13 protein-coding genes are annotated in these 14,878 nt (G+C 71.5%); 5 read left to right on the forward strand and 8 right to left on the reverse strand.

Annotated elements, in window-relative coordinates:
* Positions 1-34 precede the first annotated feature (34 nt).
* The 3 genes from AB4030_RS01160 to AB4030_RS01170 form a co-directional block, all read right to left on the reverse strand.
* Positions 35-853 carry an ABC transporter ATP-binding protein gene (locus AB4030_RS01160; RefSeq protein WP_442277336.1) on the reverse strand — a complete coding sequence of 273 codons (819 nt, stop codon included), beginning with the start codon at positions 851-853 and terminating at the stop codon, positions 35-37.
* Between the two features lie 2 nt (positions 854-855).
* Positions 856-1,884 carry an ABC transporter substrate-binding protein gene (locus AB4030_RS01165; protein ID WP_442277337.1) on the reverse strand — a complete coding sequence of 343 codons (1,029 nt, stop codon included), beginning with the start codon at positions 1,882-1,884 and terminating at the stop codon, positions 856-858.
* A 130-nt stretch (positions 1,885-2,014) separates the two neighbouring features.
* Positions 2,015-2,878, reverse strand: a complete 864-nt coding sequence (locus AB4030_RS01170; RefSeq protein ID WP_442277338.1) for an ABC transporter permease — start codon at positions 2,876-2,878, stop codon at positions 2,015-2,017.
* A gap of 142 nt (positions 2,879-3,020) precedes the next feature.
* Here AB4030_RS01170 and AB4030_RS01175 point away from each other — a divergent pair, with 142 nt between their 5' ends.
* Positions 3,021-4,088 carry a LacI family DNA-binding transcriptional regulator gene (locus AB4030_RS01175; protein WP_442277339.1) on the forward strand — a complete coding sequence of 356 codons (1,068 nt, stop codon included), beginning with the start codon at positions 3,021-3,023 and terminating at the stop codon, positions 4,086-4,088.
* A gap of 64 nt (positions 4,089-4,152) precedes the next feature.
* Here AB4030_RS01175 and AB4030_RS01180 read toward each other — a convergent pair whose 3' ends face one another.
* Positions 4,153-5,091 carry a hypothetical protein gene (locus AB4030_RS01180; RefSeq protein WP_442277340.1) on the reverse strand — a complete coding sequence of 313 codons (939 nt, stop codon included), beginning with the start codon at positions 5,089-5,091 and terminating at the stop codon, positions 4,153-4,155.
* 976 nt (positions 5,092-6,067) lie between these two features.
* Between AB4030_RS01180 and AB4030_RS01185 the strand changes: the two genes are divergently transcribed.
* Positions 6,068-7,351 (forward strand): PQQ-dependent sugar dehydrogenase, encoded by a 1,284-nt coding sequence (locus AB4030_RS01185; RefSeq protein ID WP_442277341.1) that lies wholly within the window; start codon positions 6,068-6,070, stop codon positions 7,349-7,351.
* Here AB4030_RS01185 and AB4030_RS01190 read toward each other — a convergent pair.
* Together AB4030_RS01190 and AB4030_RS01195 are read right to left on the reverse strand one after the other, a co-directional pair.
* Positions 7,344-9,122 carry an alkaline phosphatase D family protein gene (locus AB4030_RS01190; RefSeq protein ID WP_442277342.1) on the reverse strand — a complete coding sequence of 593 codons (1,779 nt, stop codon included), beginning with the start codon at positions 9,120-9,122 and terminating at the stop codon, positions 7,344-7,346. The genes AB4030_RS01185 and AB4030_RS01190 overlap by 8 nt on opposite strands.
* On the reverse strand, positions 9,119-9,859 hold the full coding sequence (locus AB4030_RS01195) for a dienelactone hydrolase family protein (protein ID WP_442277343.1): 741 nt from the start codon (positions 9,857-9,859) through the stop codon (positions 9,119-9,121). Before AB4030_RS01195 ends, AB4030_RS01190 begins: the two co-directional genes overlap by 4 nt.
* A gap of 69 nt (positions 9,860-9,928) precedes the next feature.
* Here AB4030_RS01195 and AB4030_RS01200 point away from each other — a divergent pair, with 69 nt between their 5' ends.
* Positions 9,929-10,780: a DUF3626 domain-containing protein gene (locus tag AB4030_RS01200; protein ID WP_442277344.1), complete on the forward strand. Its 852-nt coding sequence runs from the start codon at positions 9,929-9,931 to the stop codon at positions 10,778-10,780.
* On the opposite strand, the gene AB4030_RS01205 is transcribed toward AB4030_RS01200, so the two are convergent.
* Together AB4030_RS01205 and AB4030_RS01210 are read right to left on the reverse strand one after the other, a co-directional pair.
* Positions 10,747-11,397 carry a hypothetical protein gene (locus AB4030_RS01205; protein ID WP_442277345.1) on the reverse strand — a complete coding sequence of 217 codons (651 nt, stop codon included), beginning with the start codon at positions 11,395-11,397 and terminating at the stop codon, positions 10,747-10,749. The genes AB4030_RS01200 and AB4030_RS01205 overlap by 34 nt on opposite strands.
* Positions 11,398-11,427: 30 nt before the next feature.
* On the reverse strand, positions 11,428-13,128 hold the full coding sequence (locus AB4030_RS01210) for an alpha/beta hydrolase (RefSeq protein ID WP_442277346.1): 1,701 nt from the start codon (positions 13,126-13,128) through the stop codon (positions 11,428-11,430).
* A gap of 103 nt (positions 13,129-13,231) precedes the next feature.
* Between AB4030_RS01210 and AB4030_RS01215 the strand changes: the two genes are divergently transcribed.
* Positions 13,232-14,071, forward strand: coding sequence for an alpha/beta fold hydrolase (locus AB4030_RS01215; protein WP_442277347.1), 840 nt, complete (start codon positions 13,232-13,234; stop codon positions 14,069-14,071).
* 84 nt (positions 14,072-14,155) lie between these two features.
* Positions 14,156-14,872, forward strand: coding sequence for a DsbA family oxidoreductase (locus AB4030_RS01220; protein ID WP_442277348.1), 717 nt, complete (start codon positions 14,156-14,158; stop codon positions 14,870-14,872).
* The last annotated feature ends 6 nt before the right edge of the window (positions 14,873-14,878 follow it).

The raw sequence follows: 14,878 nt of genomic DNA on the forward strand, positions 1-14,878 counted from the left end.
GCGCGGCGTGGAAGTGCTGGGCGGGGGCGGAGGGTCAGTCGACCGCGCCGGAAGTGCCGAGCAGGTCGCGGACCGTGGTGGTCAGCTCCTGGAAAACGGGGTCGGCCATCGTCTGGGCGTACTCGCGGTGCCGGGGCAGGGCCACGTGGAGCTCACGCAGCACACGCCCGGGCCGAGGGCTCATGACGATCACGCGGTTCGCGAGGTACACGGCCTCCGGCACCGAGTGCGTGACGAGCAGCACGGTGACGCCGGTCTCCTCCCAGATGCGGTGCAGCTCGACGTTCATCCGCTCGCGCGTCAGGGCGTCGAGCGCGCCGAAGGGCTCGTCCATGAGGAGGACTTCTGGTTCGTGCAGCAGTGCCCGGCAGAGCGAGACGCGCTGCTGCATGCCGCCGGACAGCTCGTGGGGCAGGGCCCCCTCGAAGCCTCCGAGGCCCGTCATGGCGATGAGGTCGCGGGCCCGGGCACGAGCCCGGTCGCGCGGCATCCCCCGCATCTCGCCCTGGAGCAGGATGTTGCCCTCGACCGTGCGCCACTCGAGCAGCGCCGCGCGCTGGAAGACGTAGCCGATGTCGGGGCGTGGCCCCGACACGGTTGTCCCGTTGAGTACGACCTCTCCGCGAGATGGGCGCGTCAGTCCGGCGACCGCCTTGAGGAGAGTCGACTTTCCGCAGCCCGACGGGCCGGCGATGCTGACGAACTCACCGCGCTCGACCGTGAGGTCGATGCCTTCGAGGGCCGTCACCTCCGTGCGCTTGGAGGCGAAGCGGATGTGCACGTCGCGGACCTCGAGCGCGGGCACGGCGGGGGCTGCGCCCGTGCGGGCGCGGGCGCTGAGCGTCGCCGACATCGTCACTTTCCCGTCGGCTGGAAGGCGTTGTCGTAGTAGGCCGAGCGCTCCTTCGGTGAGCCGAGCAGCCCTGCCGAGGAGAGCACCTGGATCGTGGCGTCCCAGTCCGCGTCCGCGTCGGCGCCGGGGGCCTGTCCCTCGGTGTTCTTCGTGTGCAGCACCTTGATGGTCTGCTGCCACTGGTCGAGGAGTACCTCCTTCTTCGGCATCTGCGGGTCCTTGCCCGCCATCGCGTCGACAGCAGCCTGGGGGTCCTTCTCCGCTGCCGCGAACGACTCGCTCGTGGCCGCGACCATCTGCTTGACGAGGTCGGACTTCGACGAGATCGTCGAGTCCGCAGCGATGAGCCCGTTGCTGTAGAAGTTCAAGCCCACGTCGGAGTAGCGGAAGTAGCGCATCTCCTTGCCACTCTTGGCCGCGATCGTCGGGCCCTGGTCGTGGGCGAAGCCAATGAGACCGTCCACGCGACCGCTGATGACGGCCGCGATCTTGCCGGCGGCATCCAGGTTCTGCTGGTTCACATCGGTCGGCTGGAGCCCGGCCTTCTTCAGGAAGATCGGGAAGGTGGTCGTAGGAGCGTCACCGGCAGACACGGCGATCGTGCGGCCCTTGAGATCGGCCACGGTGTTGATGCCGCTGTCGGCGAAGACCTGCACCGCCGAGGGAGTGGTCTGTAAGAAGACCCCGACGCTCTTGATCTTGACGCCCTTGCCTATGTTGGACAGGACGGCCGGGGTGTCGGCCCAGCCGAAGTCGACCTGGTCGGCGCCCACCGCCTGCGCGGTCTTGGTCGAGCCCTGTCCCGGCTTGATCGTCAGGTTGATCCCGTGCTTGGCGAAGATGCCCTTCTCGACCCCGTAGTAGAACGGGGCGTGCTCGCCGTACGGGTACCAGTTGAGCATGAGGGTCACGTCGGTGGCGCCGCCGGACCCTCCCGACTCACCTGCGCTCGCGTTGCTGCATGCGCCGAGGGCGAGGGCCGTGGCCGCGGCGGCGGCGAAGGCCACCGCGCGTCGTCGGGTGAACTGCATGGGAACCACTCCTAGTCTGCTGACTTCGTTGTCGGTGAGCGTGCGATGCGGGCGGCGCGGCAAGGCCGGCCATCCCGGGTGCGCGGTTTCGTGCGGTGGTGCGGTCACAGCGCAGTTGCGGCGGTGCGACCTAGAACTGGACGGTGTTGCTACCGAGGCCGCGCTGGGAGGCGTGCCACGGGATGACCAGGCGCTCGATCAGCTGGATGGCCGCGAACATCAGCACGCCGACGAGCGACATGATGATGAGGGCCACGAAGAGGCTTGCCGTGTCGACGTTGCCGTTCGCCTGGAGGATGACGTAGCCGAGACCGGAGTTGGCCCCGACGAACTCGCCGACCACAGCCCCGGTGACGGCAAGCGTGGCGGCGACCTTGAGACCGGAGAACAGCTGCGGGAGCGAAGCCGGGAACTGGATCTTGCGGAAGACCTTCGCACGGCCGGCGCCCATGGTCGAGGTCAGCTCGAGGACCTCCGGGTCCACGTCGCGCAGGCCGGCGAGACCCGAGATGACGATCGGGAAGAAGGCCATCAGCACCGCGACGATGATCTTGGGCCCGACCCCGAAGCCCAGCCAGACGACGAACAGTGGCGCGATCGCGATCTTCGGAATGACCTGGGCGAAGAGCACGACCGGGTAGATGGTGCGCTCCAGGCTGGGCGAGTAGACCATGGCGATGGCGACCGCCTCACCGACCACCACGGCGATGGCAAAGCCGATCAGCGTCTCGAGGACGGTGACCCACGTGTTGGACCCGAAGTAGGCGAGGTTGCCGACGAAGGCCGACCACGTCTCCGCCGGCGAGGGCACCAGGTAGGGCGGCAGCAACCCGGTGGCCGTGGTCGTCCACCACAGCGCGAAGGCGACGAGGGCGAAGACGACCGGGCGCCAGGAGTGTGCCAGGCTCCGCGCGAGTGCGCCCTCGGCGCGCGAGGGCGCCGAGATCCGGGTCACGGTCCGGGGCCGCTCGTCGAGTGCGGCGTGGGGAGACATCCTTGTCCTCTCTTCCTTGCGGCGCCGTACAGCCCTAGATGCTGCGGAAAGCGCTTTCCGGTACTGTAGGTCTGTGTCCGTGGGGTGTCAACGGTTTGGCTCGATGCCCTAGATTCCCCAAGACGACAAGGAGGTCGAGACCGTGGCAGTGACGCTTCAGCAGGTGGCGACCCTCGCGGGGGTGTCCCTGGCCACCGCGTCGCGCGTGCTCAACCGGTCGTCACGCCACCCGCGCGAGGACATCACCGAGCGGGTGCGCGCCGCTGCGGCGCAGCTCGGCTACGTGCCCAATGCTCAGGCACAGGCGCTCGCCCGATCGTCTACCGCGCTGGTCGGCCTCGTCGTCCACGACATCGACGACCCCTACTTCGCCACCATTGCCGCCGGCGTGCAGGCCACCTCCCAGGCAGCCGGCAAGCAGACCCTCCTGGCCTGCACCTATCGCGACGCCGACCTCGAGTGCGCGGCCATTGAGTCGTTCGCCGCTCATCGGACCGAGGCGATCGTTCTCGCCGGGTCCCGACGCAGTGCCCCGGCCTCGGCCAACGACCGACTGGTCGCACTGTGCACGGCGTACCAGCACAACGGTGGACGCGTCGCCCTCGTCGGTCAGCCCCTACCGGGATTCTCGGCCGTCGTTCCCGAGAACCGTTCCGGCGCAATGCAACTCGTGCGTGAGTTGCTGACTGTGGGTCATCGCCGCTTCGTTGTCGTCGCGGGTCCCCGGTGGCTGCGGACTTCGACCGACCGCGCTGACGCCTTCGAAGCCGAGGTACGCAGACATGTCAAGGGCAACGACGCATGCGACGGGGTCCAGCTCCTCCCCCGCATCGTCACGGACTTCACGCGTGACGGCGCATACGATGGCGTCACGGACCTGCTCAAGAGCTTCGGCGATGGGCGCGGCACCGACGCCGGACCCCTGTGCATCCTTGCGGTTTCGGACGTCATGGCCCTCGGTGTCCTGGCCGCGTGCCGTGACGCCAACGTGCCGGTGCCGTCCGCGGTTGGTGTCGCCGGCTTCGACGACATCAAGACGCTTCGCGATACGGCGCCGTCGTTGACAACGGTCCACCTCGACCTGCAGGGCATGGGCGCGGAGGCCGGCCGCCTCGCCCTCGCCGCGCGTGGGGACCCGCCGTCACTCGTGCCGTTTCCAGCCACGGTTGTGCTCCGCGACAGCACCCGTCTCGCGACCCGCACCTCCTGATCGCCGCACGTCCTGAACGTCGCCTGTGTCGACTCCCGGCCACCGACGACGACCCGCGGAGCCGTCAGCACGACGTCGGCAGGCTGTCTGGGCGGGATCCGGCGCTGCGGTAGTCGAGGCGGATCTGGTCGCTCTTCGGCACCGCGATCGCGCTCCCCGTCCGCCGGTTCCACCCCGTCGGCAGGAAGACGTACTGCCCGTTCGAGTTGAGCAGGAGCACCAGCCCCGAGTAGCGATACCGGTATGCCGTGGACTCCCCGCCGCAGCGCAGGGTCTGAACCCCTGCCGCGGTGATGCTCAGGGCCTTGTCGCTGTAGAGGACGACCTGCGCACGTTCGTCGAGCGAGCTGGCCAGCTCCGCCGCGCGCTCGCGGCCGACGGCCGCCGAGTAGTCGCCGGCCGCCCAGAAGAGAGCCATGGCCATGACGATCGTGAGGGTCGTGAGCTCGGCGATCCCGGCGCCGCCCGAGTAGCTGAGGCGTTCCGCGTGGACGGTGTGCCCGGCCACGCTGAGGAGCGTGACGCCCACCACGAGGCACAGCGGGGCGACCGCGAGGCTGCCGGCGAGCAGTCCGCGACCGAAGATCCCGAGCACGCCGTTCGTGGCGAGCACGGCTCCGAGCACGGCGGCGGCGGGTGCCACCCAGGGGGCTCGGACGAACGAGCTGCGACCCGAGCGGCGCACCAGGCCCAGCACCCACGTCATCACGAGGACGAGGAGCGCGATGACCACACCCGGCACGAAGAGCCCGTCCTGGCTCGTCAGGAGGTAGTCGGTGCTCGAGAAGCCGAGCGACGTCGGGTCGATCCCGAACCAGCCGAAGAGGGCCGTCGTGCGCGACCAGCCGAAGAAGATGAGCAGGGCGGTGATGAGCGTCGCCGGAGCGACCACCTTGCCGAAGACCTTCAGGATGGTGGGCAGCTCCTGCAGGGGGTTGGATGCCGTTCCCGCCGGCGTGGGTTCGATGTCCGCCTGGTCCTCCGACTCACCCTGATGAGCCATCGGGCTGTCCGTTGCCCTGCGAGCCGCCGTTCGCCCCCGAGCCAGTTGTCCCGGGGCTCGGGACGTCCGTCTGGGGAGCCGACGATCCAGGGCTCGGGACGTCCGTGGAGGGGGTGGAACCCTGGGTCGTTCCGTCCGTTGCCGATCCGGATCCGTCCAGGCCGTTGGCTCGGTCGCAGTCCTCCTGCGACTCGGTGAGCACCCGGACCGTCGACCCTCGCGGTGCCCGGGCGGCCGGCGCGTAGCCGACGAAGCACGCGCCGGTGCCGTACGCGAGCGTCACGCAGAGGTCCTGACCGCCGCACTTGTCGATGAAAAGGCTCTCGATCGTGCCACGAAGCCCCTCCATGGACTGGTGCTTCTCCGGGATCGTCGGGACGTCGATCGGCGAACCTGCGGCCTGGTTCCCGCCGCCCCCGCCGTCCGCAGCTCCCCCGCCGCTAGCGCCGCTAGCGCCGCTTCCGCCGCTCCCGCCGCTTCCGCCGTTCCCGGCTCCCCCGCCGCTGGCGCCGGTCCCCACACCCCCACCACCACCACCGCCGGCTCCGTCGGCGCTGGTAGGTGGTTGCGTGGCGGACTCGGTGCCTTGGACGGACTCCGATCCCCCGGTTGCCCGAACGGGCGGCGGCGTCACCGTCCGGGTGCACCCGGTGGCGAGGACCAGGCTGCAAGCAGCAATCGCGAGCACCCGCCCAGCGCGCGTGCTGCCGATGAGTCGGCGTGCCATGGTCACCTCCCGCGGGAGTCCTGTTGGCTGCTGATTCTTCAGTGTGATTCGTGAAGGTCGTGATACGGCGGCAGCACCGCGTCATCGCCGTGATCCGCCGAGGAGCCTTCGTGAGGTCCGGCACCATGGCACGGCGAGCGGCATCCAGACCAGCATGCACCCGGCGCGGGCCCGACGAGAAGGCTTCTGGCCCCGCTCCACAGGGAGGCCGCGTAGCGTCGGCCCACGGCGGCACACTGGAGGTGCGCGATGGGACGCGGCGCGGGCACGGCTGCAGCAGCGCTGCTGTCGCTCGGGCTGGTCACGGTCGCCGGGTGCTCGGCCTCGACGAGCGGGGGCGTCGACGCGAGCTCCGCCACCGGTTCGAGCCGGACCGCTCCGACGACTCCGCCGTCGGCGGCCTCGCCGTCGGCGTCGTCGGTCGGCACCTCGGCCCCATCAGCGACGCAGCGCATCGCTGCCCCGACCCCGACCGCGCCTGCGCCCGCGCCCGCCCCGAGCCCGTCACCCAGCTCGACCCCCGGCAGGGCCAGCGGGACCGCGACCGTCGTGCGCACCGCGGCCACGGGCATCGACGTCCCGTGGGGTCTGGCCCGCCTGCCTGACGGCACGGTGCTCGTCTCGGCGCGCGACAGCTACCGCATCTACCGCCTCGACGTGGCGAGAGCCCTCCTCACCCAGGTCGGCACGGTGCCCGGGGTCGTCTCCAACGTCTCCCAGCAGGGCGAGGCCGGCCTGCTCGGCATCGCCGTGTCGCCCAGCTTCGCGCGCGACCGACTCGTGTACGCGTACTACTCGACGGCGGGCGACAACCGGATCGCCGCGATCCCGTGGGACGCGACCAAACCGGCGGGCCAGCAGCTCGGCACGCCCCGGGTGCTCGTCTCGGGCATCCCGCACAACGTCCACCACGACGGCGGCCGCATCGCCTTCGGTCCCGACGGCTACCTCTACGCGACGACGGGGGAGGCGCAGCAGCCGGCGCTCGCGCAGGACAAGAGCTCGCTCGGCGGCAAGATCCTGCGCATGACGACGGCGGGGCGCCCCGCCCCGGGCAACCCCTTCGGCACCCTCGTCTGGTCCTACGGGCACCGCAACGTCCAGGGCATCGCGTGGGACGCGGCCGGGCGCCTGTGGGCCTCCGAGTTCGGGGACCACAGCGAGGACGAGCTCAACCTCATCCGGCCCGGACGCAACTACGGGTGGCCGCAGACCGAGGGCCGCACGAACGTTCCCGGCATCACCGGGCCGGTCGCGCAGTGGGGACCACCCGAGGACTCCCCGAGCGGCATCGCGATCGCGCAGGGATCGGTGTGGATGGCCGCTCTGCGCGGACAACGCCTCTGGCGCATCCCGCTCGACGGGACCGCCACGGCTGCGGCGCCGCAGGACTTCCTCGTCGGCCGTTACGGCCGGCTGCGCAGCGTGCTCGCGGTCGGGCCGGACACCCTGCTCGTGACCACGAGCAACCGCGACGGCCGCCAGAGCCCGGGTCCCGGTGACGACCGCATCCTGCTCGTCCGAGTCAGCTGACCGACCCCGCGGAGCTGCCGCTGGCCCACCCGAGCGCCCCCGGCGGCTGCCCGCTCGGTCCGGGAAGGCGCACGCTGGCCACCGTGGTCAGCACCGGGTGCGCGTCGTCGCCGTCACGGATCTCTCCGCCGCGCCAGACGATCGAGAGGTCCCGGCCCTGGACCGTCAGCTCGGCGAGGCAGTTGTCGAACCACGGCCCGTCGGTGACCGCCCAGGGGTAGGCGGGCTCGGGGACGTGCTTCGAGTGCTCGGCCACGAACCTCATGGGCCGCACGAGCCCGCGCGCGAACGACGACATCATGACCCGGACCATCCGCGGCATCGGGTTGCGGATCGGTGAGCAGACCGCCTGGACGATGCGCGAGCTCGCCCCGTGACGCGCCTTCGCGTCGACGACCTCGGCGACGTAGGAGTTGTGGACGTCGCCGGAGAGGAAGACGACGCTCGACGGTGCTCGGCCGCGCTCTCCCCGCGCGACCTGCATGACCATCTCGAAGACCTCGACGAAACCGTCGTTGAAGGCCGCCCAGTGCTCGAGGTCGATCGACTGGCGGGCCTTCTCGGCACCTTGGGCGGCGATGCGTCCGTGCTTGCCCATGGCGAGCGCCTCGTCGATGGCCTCGAGGTCGTGCAGGCCGGGCGGGAGCAGGAACGGCAGCGACGTGCCGATGAGCAGGTGCTCGACGTCGCCGCTCAGCTGCTCGTCGAGCCAGCGCATCTCGTCGGGGTCGAGCATCGAGCGGTGCTGTGGCTCGAGGACCCGGGCCGCTCGGGAGTCGACGACCACGAGACGGCTGTCGCCGAGGTCGCGGCGATAGCTCCAGCGGTAGACCTCGGGGTGCCGGTCGGTCCGACGCGCCAGGTCGAAGACGGCCTCGGTCAGGTCGAGCTCACTCCCCTCGACCCGGTCCGCGCCGGACGCACCGGAGGCCGCCTCGAGCACCCGGGCGTAGATCTCGTCGTCGGCGAGCTGCGACGGCGAGAGGTTGCCGATGTGCTGGTAGACCCAGTACGAGGACAGCCCACCCATGAGGCGCTCGTGCCACCACGAGGTGCGGTTGATCTCCTCGTGCCACGTCCATGACGTGTTCCAGTCGTCGCGGATGTCGTGGTCGTCGAAGATCATGCAGCTGGGCACGGTGGACAGCAGCCAGCGGTTGGCCTCGTCGCCCCACGCCAGCTGGTAGAGGTGGGCGTACTCCTCGTAGTCCTTGATCTCCTCGCCGGGAGGCTTGTCGATGTCTCGGCGCGCGGCGATGAACTCGCGCATCGCCTGCGACGTGTCGTCGGCGTAGACCTGGTCGCCGAGGAACGCCACGAGGTCGGGCCACTCCTCCTCACCGCGGGCGAGGGCGAGCGCCAGGGTGCGCAGGGCGTCGACCCCGTTGGTGCGGTGGCCCTCCCGGTCGTGCGGCACCGTCGTGCGGCACGAGCCGAAGAGCAGCCGGGTCGGTCGTTCGCGGTCCATGGTGGCGATGCGCGGAGGCGGGAACGCGCTGTCCGGCTCCGGCCAGACGAGCGCTCCGTCGATGTGCACCGCGTAGTCCCAGGCCCCGCCCGGCTCGAGGGCGTCGACGACGACGAGGGCGTAGTGGTGCCCCTTGACGGCAAAGGTCGGAGCCGCCCATTCGCGGCCGTCGACGTGGACGGTCACGACCCCGGGCCTGGACGTCTCGACCCACACCGTCGCGTCGGTCTCGCCGATGTAGCGCAGCATCGGGCCCAGGACGAGTGGGCCCGGGTCGTCTGACCCCACGGCGCCGGCGTTCACGGCGTCACGTGCTCGTCGAAGAAGGCGAGCGTCCGCTCCCACGCGTCGGCTGCGACCTCGGCGTTGTACTTCGACGGCGAGGTGTCGTTGAAGAAGGCGTGCCCGACGCCGTGGTAGACCCTCGCCGTGAAATCGACACCGGCCTGCTCCATGCGGGACTCCAGCTCGGGGACGCCGTCGGTGATGCCGTGGTCCTCCTCGCCGTAGAAGGCCAGGACGGGGCAGCTGATGGTGGCAGGGTCGGCGTTCTCCGGGAAGTTGCCGTAGAAGGGCACGGCCGCACGAAGCCGCGGGTCGGCGGCCGCCAGGGCGAACGCATACGTCCCACCGAAGCAGAAGCCGACGACGCCCACCCGACCCGCCACACCCGGCTCGTCGACGAGCAGGTCCACGACCGCCCGCAGGGCCGGCACCGCCCACGCCGCGAACTCGGGCTGCCGCGCCGGCGTCGTCGCCGCGCGCATCTGCGGCTGCGCAGCGAGACGGTCCTCCTCCGACGAGCTGAACATGAGGTCGAAGATGCGGGCCCCGACCTCCGGCGTCAGCCCGACGTGGCCGAGCAGGTCGGGCGCCACGGCGACGTAGCCCTGCGCGGCGACGCGGTCGGTGACGTCCTTGATGTGGTCGGCCAGGCCCCAGATCTCCTGGATGACGACGACCGCGCCGCGCGGCTCTCCGCTCGGGTCGGCGCGGTATGCGGTGAGGTCGTGCTCGGGGAAGTCGATCATGGTGCCCATTCCCCAGTCCTACCCGCTCGGACGGCCATCGCGGACGCGAAGCCGCCCCGCGGCTGTGAGAATCACCGCGTGACCGCCGACCAGACCACCGAGCGTGCGTATGCCGTCCGCCGCGCCCTGGCGCACGTGCGCGGGCTCTCGTCGGGGCCGCCCCTCGACCCGACGCTGCGCGTCACGCTGAACTTCCACCCGGACCGGCTCGTGCGCGGTGAGCCGATCCTCGCGCTGATGGCACGGGACGGCATCTACCGTTCCCAGTTCGAGACCGGCACGAGCAACGGCGGGCTGACGGCCCACCCCGGCGGCGACCGGTGGCGCTGGGAGAGCCGGATCTTCGGGGGCGCCTACGACGACGTCGAGCCGGCGCTCCGCCCCAAGTACGGCGGTCTCGACCTGGACCGCCGTCCGTACGGCGCCGCACCACGCTTCGGGTCAGCCCACGTGCGCCTCGCCGCGCACACCCTCGAGCGCACGACCTTCTGCTTCCCCGACAGCGTCTTCGAGCCCGAGCACTTCGGCACGGCAACGGCTTTCGCACTCGGTGAGATGGCCCGGGAGGCCGGGCACGACCTCCTCGACGACTACGTCGAGGCCCACGTCCACGGCGTGCTCCACCTCGCCACCGACGTCGAGGCGATCGTGCTCGACCCCGGCTACCGCGGCACCGAGGTCGAGTCCGAGGCACTCCGACTCGGCGTCCCCGTCGAGTGGCACCCGGGCTACCGCCTCGACGTCGCGACCCTGCGCGCCCACCCGGACTACCGCGGCCCGGAGTTCGTCGCCCTCGGCGAGTCGCTCGCCGAGGACGGGGTCGTCACACCACAGCTCATCGGCGCGGCGTCACGCGAGGGCCGGCACGACGAGCAGTCCCTCAAGCGGGTCTGGCACTACGTGGCCCGGTTCGGGTCCGCCCCGGTCTGAGTCCCGCGGGCGGCCGCGTCCGTGACCACCGTCGTCACCACGCTCGTGACGGAGGGACGGGGCGGCGTCGACGAGAAGCCGAACCGGCACGGCGGGTCGACGGCGGCGAGCGCGCCCAGGGGCTGGCTGTCGAAGCTGCCGGCGAGGGCCGTCACGGCGTGCAGGTCGGTGGCGCCGTAGTACTCCCGTCGCCCCGCGAGCGCTGTGCCGCGGGTCCGTACGCCCCGCAGCACGATCCGCGCGACCGGGTCCACGACGGTCGCCCAGACCGGGCTCGACGCAACGCGCACGGGCACGGCCCGCAGCAGCCGGCCGAGCGGCAGACGCCCACCGACCGTGAGGTCGAGCAGCAGCGACGGGGACTCGACGTGCCAGCTCGTCCGGCCGGAGGTCACGGTGATCGGCTCGAGACGCACCTCGTCGAAGGCGTAGGTCGCCTCGATGAACGCCGCCACCTCGCGGCTCGGCGCGACGAGCACCCGGTGGCCGTCGGCCGTCTCGACCATGGCATCGCCGAACGAGCCGAGCGGAGTCCGGGTCCACGACCCGACGACCACCCGGACGCCGGAGGACGACCCGACACCGGCGATCTGCCCGTGGAAACGCTGCGCTGGCACGGCTCGAGCGTAGGCGTTGGTCACGCCGCGTCACTCGACGCGGTTGACGGTTCTCTCGATGCCCGCGACGAGCCGTGAGTAGTCGTCGGTCGGCGAGCCGCCGAGTACCGAGCCCCAGGCCGGCACGAGCTCGGGTCCGTAGCGATGGCCGTACCCGTCCGGCGGGTCGTGACCGACGGCCATGTCGGTGGTCAGCTGCCAGAACGTGACGAACGGGATCCACGTGATGTCGGGGTTGACGTCGGGGCCGCGCGGCTCCCGGAGCCAGTCGGGCTCGGCGCCGAGCAGGGCCGGGTTCCACCACACGACGGGGTCGGAGGCGTGCTGGGCGTAGACGAAGCGTGGGAAGTCCCATGCGCCGTAGTCGCGGCCGTAGGAGTCGTGGGTCAGCTGGTCACCGCTCGCCGCGAAGCGGATGTGCAGGCCGGCGTCGACGACCGGCACGATCTCGGGCGAGCCCTCGTTGCGCCGCGCCGTCAGCGACGCCGCGATGTCGGTGAAGCTCGGGGTGCCCACCCACACGCCGCCCTGCGCGCGAGCCAGCATGTCGTCGGCGTTCGCGAACGCCGCCTGCCCGCCGTAGGCCCCGAGCGACTCGCCGCCGACGACGAGCTGCGGGCGGTGGTCGGCGGGCAGCGTGCGCCACACGGCATACACCTTGTCGAAAAGCGCCTGGCCCGCCTCGCGCGGGGTGTCACGGTCGGTCATCATCGACATGGCGCTCGGCAGGTAGGAGTACTGCATGGCCGCGATGGCGCTGTCGCCGTTGCTGAGGTACTCGATCGACTGCGCCGACCAGTCGTCGACCCAGCCCGTGCCCGTCGTCGTGAAGACGGCGAGCACCCGACGGTTGAAGGCCTTGGTGCGCTGGAGCTCCGCGACGACGGCGTCGGCGACACCGGCGACCGTCCGGTCCCCGGTGCGTCCGGCATAGACCCGGATCGGCTCGATGGCGCCGCGGTCCGTGGCCGCGGTGATCTGCGCCGCCGTCGGTGCGTTCGTGACGAACATCTGGCCCTGGTAGCCGAGGCTGTCCCAGGGCTCGAGCGAGCCCGGGCCCCCGGAACGCAGTGGCGAGGTCGGTGCCGTCCGGCCGGTCGGGGCGGTGTTGACCTGCGCCGCGATCCCCGCGAAGGCCTGCATGCCGCGATGGAAGAGGACGCTGTCGGTGACCCATGCCGTGGCCAGCGCGACGACGAGGACCGCGATGACCGTCGCGATCGTCTTGGGGAGCACGTGGCCCGCCGCCTGCGCCAGTTGGTGCGTCGCCCCCCGCAGCCCCCGGGCGACGGCGAGGAAGAGCACCGCGACGACGGCGGCGAGCGCGAGCGCCATCGCCCAGTCGAGGGGGTCGAGCGGGGCCAGCCGGACGACAGCCGCCGTGCGCGCCTGGGACCGCACGTTGGCCACGGTCAGCCCGAGGACGGCAACCGCGCCGAAGACCGGCGCGGCGACGAGCAGCCAGTGCCTGGCCTCGACGCCGACGGTGACGCGCAGGTCGATGAGCCGGGCCACCCGCCGGACGACCCAGGCGACGAGTACGCCGAGCCCGTAGCCGGCCGCCGCGCACAGCCCGCTGATGAGGCCCTGGTAGTACCACGTCCGTGGGAGCAGGCTCGGGGCGGTCGAGGTGAGGAAGTAGGCGGCGCCGAAGAGCAGCCCGGTCCGCGACAGGTGCCACCAGACCCGGCCGGCGCCGGGCTGGATGCGCTGGTCGGAAACCTCGGGCATGACTCCAACAGTAGGTCGCGCCCATGTGGCGCCGCCTCGGGATTGCCACTTAGGGGACGTCCCTGACCGGACGTGGCCCCGGCACGCCGGGCAGGATGGGGGCATGGCATCGCTCGACGAACGGATCACGACCTTCAGCCGGGACGGGCTGCGCTTCGACGTGTCCGACGAGGGCCCACTGGGCGGCGACGTCGTCGTGCTGCTCCACGGCTTCCCCACCGACCGGACGAGCTGGGACCGGGTCGCCACGCGGCTGCACGAGGCCGGGCTGCGCACCCTCGCCCCCGACCAGCGCGGCTACTCCCCCGGGGCGCGGCCGTCCGACCGTGACGCCTACCGCCTCGACGAGCTCGTCGCCGACGTCCTCGCGCTCATCGACGCGACCGGCCGCGAGCGGGTCCACCTCGTCGGCCACGACTGGGGTGGCGCCATCGCCTGGCTGGTCGCGGGCAACCAGCCGACCCGCATCGCGTCCCTGACCGTCCTGTCGACCCCTCACCCGGCCGCCATGTCGCGGGCTTGGAAGACCGGCATCGACCAGAAGCGGAGGTCCTGGTACATGGCCGCCTTCCAGGTGCCGTGGGTCCCCGAGCACGCGGTGGCAGCCACCTTCCACTCCCTCCTGAACCGCAGCGGGCTGCCGGCGGAGGACCGGAGGAGGTATGCCGTCCGGCTGGCCCACGCCGACGCCCTCACCGGGCCGGTCAACTGGTACCGGGCGGCCCGGCACTCGGGTGTCGGGGCACACCGCGTCGAGGTGCCGACGACCTACGTCTGGGGCTCCCGCGACCCGTTCCTCGGCCGCACCGCCGCCGAGCTGACCCGGGAGCACGTCGGTGCCGACTACGAGTTCGTCGAGCTCGACGCAGGACACTGGCTGCCCGAGACCCGCGACGCGGAGTCCGCCACGGCGATCCTGCACCGGGTCGCACGAGCGAGCTGAACGGCATACGCCCTCGCATCCGGGGGTGACGAGCACCTCGCGCGATGCGGGGAACACGGGCGCGCCCGGGTAGGTTGCACGACCGTGAAGATCGACATCTGGTCCGACATCGTGTGCCCGTTCTGCTACCTCGGCAAGCGTCGTCTCGAGGCTGCGCTGGCGCAGTTCGAGCACGCCGACGACGTCGAGGTGACGTGGCACAGCTTCGAGCTCGACCGCGGCGCAGCGCCCGTGTCCGACCTCCCCCTCGTCGACCTCGTCGCCGCCAAGTACGGCACGACCCCGGACCAGGCGGTCGCGCAGCACCGGTCCATGGCCCAGGCCGCGGCGGAGCTGGGCCTGGACTTCAACTGGGAGCAGGCCCGCTACGGCAACACCTTCGACGCGCACCGCGTCGTCCATCTGGCGGCCGAGCACGGCCTTGCCGACGCCGCCCACGAGCGGCTCATGAGGGCCTACTTCACCGACGGCCTCGCGGTCGGCGACCGCGACGTGCTCGTGCGTCTCGCCGCCGAGATCGGCCTCGACGAGGGCGTCGTGCGCGCGATGCTCGAGTCGGACGACTACGGCAACCACGTCCGCAGCGACGAGGCGACGGCCAAGATGCTCGGCATCGAGTCGGTGCCGTTCTTCGTCCTCGACCGCAAGTACGGCGTCTCCGGCGCCCAGCCGGTCGAGGTCTTCACGCAAGCGCTCGACACGGCCTGGGCCACCCGTCACGAGGTGCCCGAGCCCGTCGTGGCCGGCGGCTGCGGTGGTGGCTGCGGCGCCGGTGGCTGCGGAGGCGCCTGCAGCGCCTGACTCGCG

It is taken from the genome of Terrabacter sp. 2YAF2 (assembly GCF_052114705.1).
Classification (GTDB): Bacteria; Actinomycetota; Actinomycetes; order Actinomycetales; family Dermatophilaceae; genus Terrabacter.

What these genes read in the sequence shown, in the direction of transcription:
- AB4030_RS01160 (WP_442277336.1), bottom strand. Translation starts at nt 853, where the DNA reads ATGTCGGCGACGCTCAGCGCCCGCGCCCGCACGGGCGCAGCCCCCGCC.
- AB4030_RS01165 (WP_442277337.1), bottom strand. Translation starts at nt 1,884, where the DNA reads ATGCAGTTCACCCGACGACGCGCGGTGGCCTTCGCCGCCGCCGCGGCC.
- AB4030_RS01170 (WP_442277338.1), bottom strand. Translation starts at nt 2,878, where the DNA reads ATGTCTCCCCACGCCGCACTCGACGAGCGGCCCCGGACCGTGACCCGG.
- AB4030_RS01180 (WP_442277340.1), bottom strand. Translation starts at nt 5,091, where the DNA reads ATGGCTCATCAGGGTGAGTCGGAGGACCAGGCGGACATCGAACCCACG.
- AB4030_RS01185 (WP_442277341.1), top strand. Translation starts at nt 6,068, where the DNA reads ATGGGACGCGGCGCGGGCACGGCTGCAGCAGCGCTGCTGTCGCTCGGG.
- AB4030_RS01195 (WP_442277343.1), bottom strand. Translation starts at nt 9,859, where the DNA reads ATGGGCACCATGATCGACTTCCCCGAGCACGACCTCACCGCATACCGC.
- AB4030_RS01210 (WP_442277346.1), bottom strand. Translation starts at nt 13,128, where the DNA reads ATGCCCGAGGTTTCCGACCAGCGCATCCAGCCCGGCGCCGGCCGGGTC.
- AB4030_RS01215 (WP_442277347.1), top strand. Translation starts at nt 13,232, where the DNA reads ATGGCATCGCTCGACGAACGGATCACGACCTTCAGCCGGGACGGGCTG.